This is a genomic window from Aeribacillus sp. FSL K6-3256 (assembly GCF_037965805.1).
GTDB classification, from domain to species: domain Bacteria; phylum Bacillota; class Bacilli; order Bacillales; family Aeribacillaceae; genus Aeribacillus; species Aeribacillus composti.
Map to the genome: position 1 here is coordinate 585,259 of NZ_CP150188.1, position 12,409 is coordinate 597,667.

Sequence of the window (12,409 nt, forward strand, 5' to 3'; positions counted from 1 at the left end):
TTATTTATACCGATACAACATAATGATATGATCTTTTAAGTGGTAGAATTTTTTATTCAGGAGGAGATGTTGTGACAAAAAGGTATTTTTCTATATTTTTAGCCTTTATCATGATATTTTCTTTATTTTTTCAGCCAGTTTTAAACGATGTTTATGCTAATAAAACTGATGCTGTTTCTCTCGTTTCGTTAAAAAAAGATTTTGTGATCACAGACGATACAAATCAAATTTTAGGCACTATTTCCAAAGATGCTGAAATTTTTGTGAAAAAAACTGAAAACGGAAATTATGTATTTGATTGGCTCGGAAAAGAAATGGAACTGCCGCAAGATCAATTTGAACTGAGTGAAAGCCAATTAAATTACTATAATGTGAATGGCGAAAATAGCAGTATAGTAGATTTTAAAAGTTTTAAAGAACGTGTGAAAGTTTCTGATCCAACATCGAACAAAACAATTGCATACATAGAACCTAATCAGAACATTCCATTCATAGAAGAGAATGAAAACAAGTTAAAAATAATTATTGGCAATCGTGAAGGAATTATAACTCTTAAAAAGACTGACCAAGCAACAGATGCTAATACTGAATTGCCAGTACAAGAAAAGGATGTAAACAATAAGGAAAGTGTTCCAGATTCTAATGATGTAAACACTGAAAATGATTTTAAAAACAGCGAGGAAATAAATAAGCAAACAGAAGGAACAAACAATCGTGAGAATCAACAAACATCTTTAACCCAAAACATAAAAGAAAAACAGCTTAATAATGAAATATTAAGTTTCACAAAAAATATTAAATATTTTAAAGCTCTTGAAGACTTGGCTGTTTTTGTCAAACGAAACGGAAAATTAGTCAAAGTCGGGACGCTGGAAAAAGGGCAAACGTATCCAAGAATAAGGGACTATGGCAATTGGCATGAAATCCGCTTTGGAAAATATAAAGGATATGTTCACAAAAATGGAACGGCGGCAGTTCTTTCCCCATCTATAAAAAATATTAATAAAAGCTATAAAATCAGCTCTTATTTGCTGAAAATCACCCAAAATGCCCAGGTCTATGACAATAGTTCTGGGAAACTAGTAAAGTTTGGAGAGATATATAAAGGAAATGAATATCCGGTTATAGGCGATTACGGAAAATGGTGGAGAATAGATTATTTAGGAAGAATCGGATACATTCAAAAAAGCCAGGGAGAACTGCTATTCACTGCAAATATAAAATACTTCCAAGTAATCCAAGATCAAACACCTGTATATATTAAAGGAAAAGACAAATTGGTCAAAGTCGGAATGCTGGAAAAAGGGCAAACGTATCCAAGAATAAGGGACTATGGCAATTGGCATGAAATCCGCTTTGGAAAATATAAAGGATATGTTCACAAAAATGGAACGGCGGCAGTTCTTTCCCCGTCTATAAAAAATATTAATAAAAGCTATAAAATCAGCTCTTATTTGCTGAAGATCACCAAAAACGCCCAGGTTTATGACAATAGTTCTGGGAAACTAGTAAAGTTTGGGGAGATATATAAAGGAAATGAATATCCGGTTGTGGCTGATTATGGAAAATGGTGGAGAATAGACTATTTAGGAAGAATCGGATACATTCAAAAAAGCCAAGGAGAGCTGCTATTCACTGCCAATACAAAATACTTCCAAGTAACCCGAGATAATACACCAATTTATATTAAAGGAAAAGACAAATTGGTCAAAGTCGGAATGCTGGAAAAAGGGCAAACGTATCCGAGGATAAGGGACTACGGTAATTGGCATGAGATTCAATTTGGCTCAAAAAAAGGATACATTCATAAACTTTCAACTGTTCCGGCAATAAAATTTGGCCAAAAGAAAGTGGGACAATCGAAAACAAATATAGGCACCTTTGTTGCATTAAAAAATGCCGTCATTTATGACAATTCAGGAAAAAAGCTTGTACCGTTTGCGACCATCTCAAAAAATATTGAATACCCAATAGAAGCACCTTATGGCAACTGGGTAAAAATCCATATTGCTAATCGGGTTGGCTACGTCCATAAGAGTGATGTAAAAGTTTCGTTAAAAAAACAGGCGAAACCTGGGAATCTTGTAAACCCCAATCAAGTTTACACATATGAAGAGATGGTCCGGGATATTAGCGAATTAGAGAAAGCTTATCCTAATCTCATTAGTAAGAGAATTATCGGTCAATCGGTTGATGGACGAAACATATATGCAGTGAAGCTTGGAAAAGGCAAAACGGAAATTATGATAAACGGTTCCCATCATGCGCGAGAATATATCACGACAAACTTGCTGATGGAAATGATCGATGTATATGCTTACGCATATTCAAAAAATTTACGTGTTGACGGCTATCCTGTAAGAAGCATTTTAAATAATGCCTCCATTTGGTTTGTACCGATGGTGAATCCGGATGGGGTGACATTAGTACAAAAAGGGCACAGAAGCGCTAAAAATCCTGCCTATGTATTAAAACTAAACGGCGGCAGCACGAATTTTGCAGCATGGAAAGCAAACATTCGGGGAGTGGATTTAAACCGGCAATACCCAGCAGATTGGTATAGAATTGCTGGGAATACAGGAAGACCATCCCCTCAAAATTACAAAGGGCCTAGACCATTAAATGAACCGGAAGCAAAGGCAATGGTTAACTTTACGCTAAGCAGAAATTTTAAAACGGCGGTTTCTTATCATTCTTCTGGCGAGATAATATATTGGCACTTTAATACACCAAAACAGCATGAAGTAAGAGATAGAAAAATAGCGAGTATGATAGCATCAAAAACAGGTTATCGTCTCGTTCCGCCGAGGAATAATCCTAGCGGGGGAGGTTTTACGGACTGGTTTATATCAACACAGAAAAAACCGGCCTTTACTCCTGAGGTCGCGCCATATGTTGGCAATCGTCCTGTTCCGATATCTTACTTCCCATCCATTTGGAAGAAAAATCAGTCCATTGGCATTATGCTAGCTGACGAAGCATATAAAAATAGAAATACTCGATAACAAACAATGAGGGTGTCCTAAAAGTAATTAGGGACATCCTTTTTTAAAAAACACTTCAAGGTTTTCCACTTCTTAGATATAGTTATATTGAAAAAAACGCAAAAAATTGAGATTGACGGTGTATTTTTTAGCTGGTTCGAAGACAATCGCAAAATTAAACAATCTTTTCAAATATCCTAGATATTTGGGTCTTAAAAGGATCAATGTGAAAATGGTTCAAAAAGGGATGGAAAAAGCCGATGGATATTCAGCACAAAAACAGAAGCAGCAGTAAAAGCATTCTAGAAAAACATATATTTATAAAGGATGGAGTTATCGAGCCGCAAACTGAATACGTCTGTTTTAAAAATAATAAAATTTGTCGTCGACCTCCAATCGTGCAAAAATCCCAGGGGATCGACGACTCTTTTAAATCTCCATTGAGCCCGCGCAAATCAAAGGATTGATAAATTTTTACTCATTGGCTAAAATGAAATTAACCAATCAACCATTTAAATCGGAATGCTGACCTAACAACATTTTTTGGGGTTTTTATCTTAACTATGAGGAATTGAAACACTCAATGGCAAACTTTTCGTTTGCAATATGGGCGTTTTTATCTTAACTATGAGGAATTGAAACTGGGAATGAATCGTCCAACGTACAAAAGAGTACGTGGTTTTTATCTTAACTATGAGGAATTGAAACCAGTCTTTCTACTTTGCAAAGCAAACTCAATCAAACGTTTTTATCTTAACTATGAGGAATTGAAACCTTTTTCCGCTACTAAAAGGTCAATCTCTCGTAAATTCAGGTTTTTATCTTAACTATGAGGAATTGAAACTTCGGACTTGCCAGAAATTGTACGCTCTCGGCAACAACTGTTTTTATCTTAACTATGAAAAAATATTAGGCAAAAAACTTATTAAGATTAGTAGCACAGACCACGGTCAAGGTATGTGCTACAATTTTTTTATAGCAGAAGGAGAAGGGCAGAATAGATCGTGACAGGGTCCAAGTATCATTAGTTCGTAATGCGGTTGCATTAAGGACAATCGGTCGTTCCGAAGAACTTTTGCGGGAACTCACCAAGGTACACATCGAGTTTAGAATTGCGGAATTGGTTCACAACATAGTGAAGTAACAGTCATCCGCCAAGCTGCTTTAAACAAAAATCGAAAGTATACAAAACAAGTGGAGAAAAGCAGCAAGTTTTCTCCATTTGTTTCATTTTAGAACTTATTGGACAGTTTCTAGCAATTTGGTGAAAAATATGAAATTCGTTTGTACAATGATTGTGGTTATGATAATTTAGTAATTGGTGCATATTAACGAAAAAGGAGACGTCAGAATGGATCGAAAGATTAGGGTAATGACCATATTTGGTACAAGACCTGAGGCGATTAAAATGGCTCCGTTAGTGTTGGAGCTAAAAAAATATTCGGACGAAATAGAATCGATTGTGACGGTAACAGCTCAGCATCGGCAAATGCTGGACCAAGTTCTTGAACTGTTTGAAATTAAGCCTGATCATGACCTCAATATTATGAAGGATCGACAAACATTGACAGGCGTTACGGTGAGAGCACTTGAGGGACTTGATCAAATTATGAAAGATGTCAAGCCTGATATTGTGTTGGTACATGGAGATACGACAACAACATTTGTTGCCAGTCTTGCGGCTTTTTATAATCAAATTGCTGTCGGACATGTAGAGGCTGGGCTGAGAACATGGAATAAATATTCTCCATTCCCAGAGGAAATAAACCGACAAATAACAGGTATCATTGCGGATTTGCATTTTGCGCCGACGACAAAGTCAAAACAAAACCTTCTTCAAGAAAATAAAAACGAAGATTCCATTTTTGTTACTGGAAATACAGCGATCGATGCTTTAAAAACAACTATTAAAGATTCTTATCAAAACGATATTCTCGATAAAATCGGTTCGGATCGGATGATTTTGTTAACTGCCCACCGGAGGGAAAATCTGGGTGAACCAATGCGCAACATGTTTAGAGCTATTAAAAGAATTGTTCAAGAGCATAATGACGTACAAGTTGTGTATCCGGTTCATTTAAATCCTGCTGTTCGTGAGGTAGCGAATGAAATTTTAGGAGACGACGATCGGATTCATCTTATTGAACCGCTTGATGTATTTGATTTCCATAATTTCGCTGCCCGTTCGCACATTATTTTAACCGATTCCGGCGGAGTACAAGAAGAGGCGCCTTCATTAGGGAAACCTGTTCTTGTGTTAAGGGATACGACAGAAAGACCTGAAGGTATTGAAGCGGGTACATTGAAATTAGCAGGAACGGACGAAGAGGCCATCTACAAAATGGCCAAAGAGCTGCTTACAAATAAAGAGGAGTATGAACGTATGGCGAAAGCGTCGAACCCATATGGGGATGGAAATGCTTCTAGGCGCATAGTAGAGGCCATTTTATATCATTTTGGCAAAAGAGAAGAAAGACCACAATCTTTCCAACCATATTAAGAAAGAGGGAATTTTAAGCATTCCCTCTTTCTTTCTTTTTATGAAGTAATTCAATATGATCTGATAGTTTTTTTGCGAACATTTCTCGATTGTAGTGTGCTAGCAGCCGTTCCTTCAAATTTTTCCGCATTCGTTTTAATTCCGCCTCATTTTCAAAGGCGTTGAATAGAGCGCGGATAAAGTCGTCTGCATTTTCAGGTTCAAAGAAGAAACCGCCATTTAATTTTTCAATAATTTGTCTCGCCTCTCCATCAACACCGATTAAAACAGGAATGGACATGGAAAGGTAATCGAACATTTTCGATGGGATCGTAATAGAGAAAAGAGGATGCTTTTTTAAACTAACAATACCGATATCTGCTGCTTTGTAATAGGAAATAAGCTCATCTTTCGGAATTTGATCGATAAATCGAACGTTTGATAACTGATTTTGTTCAGCTAACTCTTTTAACCGTTTTTTTTCGACCCCTTCACCGATGAATAAAAATATATAATCAGAATTGTCTTTAAGCTTGATTGCCGCCTGAATAACGGTTTCCAGTCCTTGGGCTGAGCCGATATTCCCTGAATATAATATCACTCGTTTGTTTTGAAGATTGTACTCTGTTTTTATATCTTTATAATTAGCATAAGTGTCATTAAGCAAAGCAGGATTGACGCCGTTAGGAATGACAATAATTTTTTCTTCCGGAATTCCTTCGGATACTAATCTGTCTTTATATCCATTGGTCACAACGACAATGAGATCAGCCTTTTTATATAAAAATTTTTCCAACTTCCGTGCAAGGTTTAAAAGTTTTTTATTTTTGAATTGGCCAAGAATCTCAGCAAAATCCACCCATAAATCGCGGACCTCCAAAACAAATTTGGCTCTGTGCCATTTGCTTAAAAGCCATCCGGAAAAAGTTTGAAAAAGCTGCGGCGTAGTAGCGTAAACGATGTCAGGCTTTTGAACAAAAATCCCTCCAATAAAGCTTGAAAAAGTAAAAGAAAAATAATTCATTAAACGCCGCAATGCGCTTTGTTTCGTATCTTTCATCCGAAACATACGGTAAACATTTACATGATCCATTGTTTCTTTTTTAAAAATGCCAAAATTCGTTTCATGATTAGGGAAGGCTGTTATAATAGTAACGTTATGTCCTAAATTTCCTAAATAATAACTTAAATCGTATGCCCTAGCAGGCGCAGCGCCTATTTCAGGCGGAAAATGCTGTGTAATGTAAATGATTTTCATGTTAATTCCCTCTATATGAAAATAGAATTCGCTAATCTAATAGTGTAAAGTAAAATTATGAAAATGACAATGCATAAAGAGGTTGGAGAATATGACAAAAGTGTGCGTGTTAACAACAGTCCATCATGCTTATGATGGAAGAATTTATCATAAACAGTGCAAAACGCTGCAAACAGCCGGCTACGAGGTTACGCTGATTGCTCCAAAACCGGAAAAAATAATTGAACATGATAATATACAACTGATTCCGATTGATAAACCGAAGAAAGAATGGAAACGTTTTTTACATACATTTTCTATTATAAAAAAAGCAATAAAAACGAACGCAGATGTTTATCATTTTCATGATCCGGAATTGCTCCCTGTAGGGGTTTTGTTAAGGCTTATAACACGTAAAATTGTAATTTTTGATGTTCATGAGCATTATCCGAATGCGATTATGAGCAAAAAATATTTAAAAAAATGGGTCAAAATTCCTGTTCGAATCGCATATGAGATTATTGAGAAAATTTCTTTGCAGTTTATTTCCGGGGTTATCTATACAACAGATGAAGTAGGGGAAAGATATAAAAAATATAAAAGCTGCAAAATTGAAAACTACCCTTTGCTTGAAATGTTTGAACAACTCAGCATCAATCAAAAGGATCCAAAACTTATTTTATATTTAGGCGGGATTACACCTATAAGAGGCATTCGGGAATTAATTGAGGCATTCAAGATCGTTTCTGAAAAAATGGATGCAAAGCTGCTGTTTGTCGGCGGGTTTGAAGCAGAATCTTTTGAGAAAGAAATAAAAGATAAAATCCGTCAATATGGACTTGAGAGCCAAATTCAATTTGCTGGGAAAGTTTCATATGAGGAAATCCAAACATATTTAGAAAAGGCATCGATAGGGATTATTCCTTATTTGCCTGTTCCGAATCATCTTGTTTGTTTGCCTAATAAAATTTTTGAATATTTAGCAGGCGGTGTTATTCCGATTGCATCAAATTTTCCGCATTATGATCGGGTGCTGAAAAAAGCAGGAAGCGGCAGAGCGGTCGACCCTGAAAATCCGAAAGAGATAGCGGATGCCATTCTGTTCTTTTTGCAATGCGGTCAGGATCAGTTAAATCAAATGAGGGAAAGAGGGAGAAACGAATTTTTAAAAAGCTTTAATTGGAAAAGTGAAGGGAATAAACTGCTTGATTTTTACCAATCGTTTCAAAAATAAATGAGTCATAAAATAGTTATAAAAATTTAAAAATAATATTGTTGAAAGTTTCGCCATTTCTGCTATGATGAAAGAAGTGAATACTTCTTGCGATGAGTGGGGGATTATATGAATTATTCCCAATATATAATAGCCTTTATTTTAACATTCGTTATGGCGGCATTGCTTACACCTTTTGTAAAAAAATTGGCTTTAAAAATAAATGCAGTGGATTATCCAGAAGGAAGAAAAGTTCACACAAAAGTTATGCCCCGTTTAGGCGGGCTCGCCATTTTTTTTGCAGTGGTGATCGGTTTTCTGTACTTGCAGCCGGATGATCCTCACATGTTAAAAATTATTTTAGGGGCTACTATAGTTTTAATTACTGGCATTTTAGACGATATTTTTACTTTGACACCGAAACAGAAATTATGCGGGCAATTGTTGGCTGCATTCGTTGTCGTGACATCAGGGCTTTTGATTGATAAAGTAACATTGCCGTTTGTTGGAACGGTTTACATAGAAGAATATCTTAGCTATCCTTTGACAATTTTGTGGATTGTCGGCGTTACGAATGCCATTAACTTGATAGATGGATTAGATGGTCTTGCGGCAGGAGTCACAGCGATTGCCTTGACAAGCATTATGATTATGGGATTTATGGATGGCCGTTTAGTTGTTGTTGCTCTGTCTGTCATTCTCATCGGCAGCACGTTAGGATTTCTTGTCCATAATTTTTATCCTGCCAAAATATTTATGGGCGATACGGGCGCAATGTTTTTAGGCTATTCGGTCGCGATCATTTCGATGTTAGGATTGTTTAAAAATGTTGCGCTGTTCAGTTTTGTCATTCCGATTATTGTGCTGGCCATCCCATTATTTGATACTATTTTTGCGATCATTAGAAGAATTTTGAACAAGCAAAGCATTACAATGGCTGATAAACATCATCTGCATTATTGCTTAGTTGATTTAGGATTTAGTCATCGGACATCGGTGCTAATCATTTATTTAATAAGCGCATGCTTCGGCGTTTCAGCGATTCTCTTTACTCATGCGACATTATGGGCATCGTTGATCATTATGATTGTGCTGATTATTATAATTCAAATCGGTGCTGAGATAGTTGGGTTAATCGGAGAAAATCAAAAACCTTTTCTTAATATGCTGAAAAAAATATTTTCTTTAAATAAACCGCAAAAAGATAATTCATAACCTTTGCCAAATATAAAAAGCTGTCAAAAGATTGACAGCTTTTTCCTTTGGGGGAATCTGTCTTATACGCTTGCACGGCTCGGCAATATCTATGTCGAGTTTGGGATTTATGGCAGTTATCCGACATCTTAAAATAGTCGGCGACTGTTTTCAGCAAAAAATCGAAAAAATTACAAAAGCCGGTGGAAAAAACAGCTCATTTTTTCCACTGGCTTTATTTAAGACTTCTCGGACGTCCCTTTTTTCATTTATTCGAGGGAAGCCCTATTATTCAATTGAAAATTTAGGTGATCTTGCAGATCATGTTGTACCTCCGCAAGGGATTCATCGTCTACGATATAATAGGAAACGCCATTTATATATTCTGGTGTGCCTTCTAGTTTTACTTGCTCGATTTTGGAAGAATTAAAATCTGAATATTTTTTGTAAAAAGCTAGCAACTCGGTTACTTTCATATTTGTTTCTACGTTATCGCCGATTTCATCTGTTAATTTATCAATTTTCGTAATAGTTCCGATAGAGGAAAGTTTATCAATTACTGCCATTACGACCTGCTGCTGTCTTTCATTTCTTCCGAGGTCTCCGCGCGGATCTTCAAGCCGCATTCTTGCGTAGGCAAGAGCATGACGACCGTCCAAAGTCATCGGTCCTTCTTTAAATTCAAGCTTCTCTGCGACTCTGTCGTCACTGTTTTGTTTAAAGTCAAATGGGACATCGACTTCAATTCCGCCGAGAATATCTATAATATTTTTAAATCCTTCAAAATTGACTGTCACATAATAGTCAATAGGAATGTTTAAAAAGTCTTCGACTGTTTCGATTGTCAACTCTTTTCCACCGTAGGAATATGCATGGTTAATTTTTGTTTTCTTATCCTTTTCTTTTATATAAACTCTTGTATCCCTTGGAATACTTAACAGTTTCATCGTTTCATCTTTTGGATTAAACGTGGCAACCATTAAAGTGTCCGACCGCCCGCCTTTGCCGCCGCTGGAGTAGTCTTCAACACCCATAATCAAAATGGAAACAGGGTCATTCGATATCGTAACCGCCTCATCGCGCAGTTTTGATTTCACCCGATCCAAATCGTCATAAGCGGAATTATAAACTTTCCAAAACGTATATCCTGTGTAGCCAGCAAAAACTAACAAAATTAAAATAAAAAGCTGCACAATTCGTTTAAATAATTTTCTCTTTTTTCTCTTTCGTGTTTTTTTCAATTGTTGACGTTTCATATAATTTCCTCCATAAAAAAATTAGATTTTCTCCTCCAAATAAACGAAATCCCCCTCCTGGATCACACATTTCCCATTGGTGAGATCGGTCATCCAGTCTTTGAAGCTTTGAACCTGGCCTTCCTCTACATATGTTTCAACTTCCACATGATCGGTATAATAGATGTCTTTCAGCTTATAGACAGACGAGCGCAATTCGTTTTCGATTTTGCCGAGAAAGCTGTAATCGAACGTAGTGCGAATAATTTTCATTAGCTTGCGTTCGATGATGCCAACGTGGTCAATGGCTTCTGAAACAGCTTTTCCGTATGCACGGATCAGCCCGCCGGCGCCGAGTTTAATCCCGCCGAAGTAACGGGTGACAACAACGACAGTGTCTTTTAGTTGTTTCTTTTTCAACACTTCAAGCATCGGCACTCCTGCTGTTCCGCTTGGCTCTCCGTCGTCGTTCGCTTTTTGAATTTGGTCATGCTCTCCAATTAAATATGCGGAGCAGTTATGTGTGGCATCCCAATGTTTTTTTTTGATTGTATCAATAAACTCTTGAGCTTCTTTCTCAGTTTTGGCACGATTAATATAGCAGATAAATCGTGATTTTTGAATCACGATTTCATGCTCTCCAAAGCCAGCTACGGTATAATAGGAGGAAAGCATTGTGTATCACCTCCGCAGAAGAAACAAAACGGCATAACTTTTTTTGACAAAAATCGACTTTTTTTATAAAAAAACACTCACATTAGAATATTATAAAACGACAAAATTTTTACTTCAATTATGAACTGATAAAGTTTTTGTAACAACTTTTTTAAAATGGAGGAAAAGGCTGTGAACTCCAAAAAAATAGATTCTGCTGTAATAGACGATATTTTAAATAAAATGATCGAAACCGTCCAATCAAGCAAAGATCAAATTTTTGAAATCGGTGAAAAATCCCGCACAGAGTATGAGAAAATAGTAGAAGAATTGGAAGAAGTGAAAGAGCAAGTAAGTGAGGTGATAGAGCAAACCGATAAGCTGACGATTCAATCGAAAATCGCACGGCAGCGCCTCGTGGAAGTCAGCCGCAACTTCAACAAGTTTTCAGAACAAGATATTTTGAATGCCTATGAAAAAGCGCAAAATATTCAAATTGAACTGGCCATGCTCCAAGAAAAAGAAAAACAATTAAGAAAACGGCGGGATGAATTGGACCGCCGGCTTTTATCATTAAAAGAAATGATTGAACGAGCAGAGGTCATAGTAGGTCAAATTACTGTTGTGCTGCAATATTTAAACCAAGATTTGCGGCAGGTTGGCGATTTGCTGGAAGATGCAAAGAAAAAACAAGCCTTTGGCTTAAGAATTATAGAAGCGCAGGAAGAAGAACGGAAACGGGTGTCACGTGAAATACATGACGGACCAGCTCAAATGCTTGCAAATGTTTTGATGCGCTCTGATCTGATTGAACGAGTTTTTCGGGAAAAAGGGACTGCAGAAGGGTTTCAGGAAGTTCAAAATTTGAAAATAATGGTGAGAAATGCGTTATCTGAGGTTCGGCGCATTATATACGACTTAAGACCTATGGCTTTGGATGATTTAGGTCTCATTCCAACACTTAGAAAGTACCTTTCTACTATTCAAGAATATGAAAAAGACATAAAAATCAATTTTCAAAACATCAGTGATGTGGAAGAAAAACGGCTTCCGGCGAAATTTGAAGTGGCCTTGTTCCGGTTAGTTCAAGAATCTGTAACGAACGCTTTGAAGCATGCGGAAGCAAAGCAAATTGACGTTAAATTTGAAGTCCGTCCAAACCAAGTAAATGTTGCAATAAAAGACGACGGCAAAGGCTTTGATGTAAAGAAAGTGTTTAAAGAAAAAAAGGAGTCATTCGGTTTAATGGGAATGAAAGAACGAGTGGAGCTGTTGAATGGGAAAATGGCAGTCCATTCTGCACCCGGAAAAGGAACGTTCATTATTATTCAATTGCCTACTAATCTATGAAATAGAGAAATGGTCTGATTGACTTCATGCATACATCACTGAAAAAATAATAATGGGGAGGAT

General features: G+C 36.7%; 8 protein-coding genes and 1 CRISPR repeat array. Of the genes, 5 read left to right on the top strand and 3 right to left on the bottom strand.

Translation table 11 applies throughout. From position 1 onward, the window contains the following. The first annotated feature begins 71 nt into the window (after window positions 1–71). Together NSQ84_RS02880 and wecB are read left to right on the top strand one after the other, a co-directional pair. Window positions 72–3,005, top strand: coding sequence for a M14 family metallocarboxypeptidase (locus tag NSQ84_RS02880; RefSeq protein WP_339212204.1), 2,934 nt, complete (start codon window positions 72–74; stop codon window positions 3,003–3,005). A 527-nt stretch (window positions 3,006–3,532) separates the two neighbouring features. Next, window positions 3,533–3,897: a CRISPR direct-repeat array (repeat unit 30 nt; unit sequence GTTTTTATCTTAACTATGAGGAATTGAAAC). Window positions 3,898–4,335: 438 nt separating this feature from the next. Continuing rightward, a complete protein-coding gene (gene wecB, locus NSQ84_RS02885) occupies window positions 4,336–5,484 on the top strand; it encodes a UDP-N-acetylglucosamine 2-epimerase (non-hydrolyzing) (protein ID WP_327873218.1) in 1,149 nt (382 codons plus the stop codon). A gap of 13 nt (window positions 5,485–5,497) precedes the next feature. Here wecB and NSQ84_RS02890 read toward each other — a convergent pair whose 3' ends face one another. Next, complete coding sequence (locus NSQ84_RS02890; RefSeq protein WP_327873219.1) at window positions 5,498–6,721, bottom strand: glycosyltransferase family 4 protein; 1,224 nt, start codon at window positions 6,719–6,721, stop codon at window positions 5,498–5,500. A 91-nt stretch (window positions 6,722–6,812) separates the two neighbouring features. Here NSQ84_RS02890 and NSQ84_RS02895 point away from each other — a divergent pair, with 91 nt between their 5' ends. Further along, entirely contained in the window at window positions 6,813–7,934 is a 1,122-nt protein-coding gene (locus tag NSQ84_RS02895) for a glycosyltransferase family 4 protein (RefSeq protein ID WP_327873220.1), read from the top strand. 108 nt (window positions 7,935–8,042) lie between these two features. Continuing rightward, the gene (locus NSQ84_RS02900; protein WP_327847927.1) at window positions 8,043–9,128 is read left to right on the top strand and encodes an MraY family glycosyltransferase; all 1,086 of its coding nucleotides are present in this window, start codon (window positions 8,043–8,045) and stop codon (window positions 9,126–9,128) included. Between the two features lie 248 nt (window positions 9,129–9,376). Here the strand turns inward: NSQ84_RS02900 and NSQ84_RS02905 are convergent, their stop codons facing one another. Together NSQ84_RS02905 and NSQ84_RS02910 are read right to left on the bottom strand one after the other, a co-directional pair. Further along, window positions 9,377–10,363, bottom strand: a complete 987-nt coding sequence (locus NSQ84_RS02905) for an LCP family protein (protein ID WP_327873221.1) — start codon at window positions 10,361–10,363, stop codon at window positions 9,377–9,379. Window positions 10,364–10,384: 21 nt separating this feature from the next. Further along, the gene (locus NSQ84_RS02910) at window positions 10,385–11,017 is read right to left on the bottom strand and encodes a YigZ family protein (RefSeq protein ID WP_327847928.1); all 633 of its coding nucleotides are present in this window, start codon (window positions 11,015–11,017) and stop codon (window positions 10,385–10,387) included. Window positions 11,018–11,188: 171 nt separating this feature from the next. Between NSQ84_RS02910 and NSQ84_RS02915 the strand changes: the two genes are divergently transcribed. Further along, window positions 11,189–12,346, top strand: a complete 1,158-nt coding sequence (locus NSQ84_RS02915; protein WP_130158076.1) for an ATP-binding protein — start codon at window positions 11,189–11,191, stop codon at window positions 12,344–12,346. Window positions 12,347–12,409 lie beyond the last annotated feature (63 nt).

Coding starts and splice junctions, on each gene's coding strand:
- wecB (WP_327873218.1), top strand. CDS start 4,336: ATGGATCGAAAGATTAGGGTAATGACCATATTTGGTACAAGACCTGAG.
- NSQ84_RS02890 (WP_327873219.1), bottom strand. CDS start 6,721: ATGAAAATCATTTACATTACACAGCATTTTCCGCCTGAAATAGGCGCT.
- NSQ84_RS02895 (WP_327873220.1), top strand. CDS start 6,813: ATGACAAAAGTGTGCGTGTTAACAACAGTCCATCATGCTTATGATGGA.
- NSQ84_RS02900 (WP_327847927.1), top strand. CDS start 8,043: ATGAATTATTCCCAATATATAATAGCCTTTATTTTAACATTCGTTATG.
- NSQ84_RS02905 (WP_327873221.1), bottom strand. CDS start 10,363: ATGAAACGTCAACAATTGAAAAAAACACGAAAGAGAAAAAAGAGAAAA.
- NSQ84_RS02910 (WP_327847928.1), bottom strand. CDS start 11,017: ATGCTTTCCTCCTATTATACCGTAGCTGGCTTTGGAGAGCATGAAATC.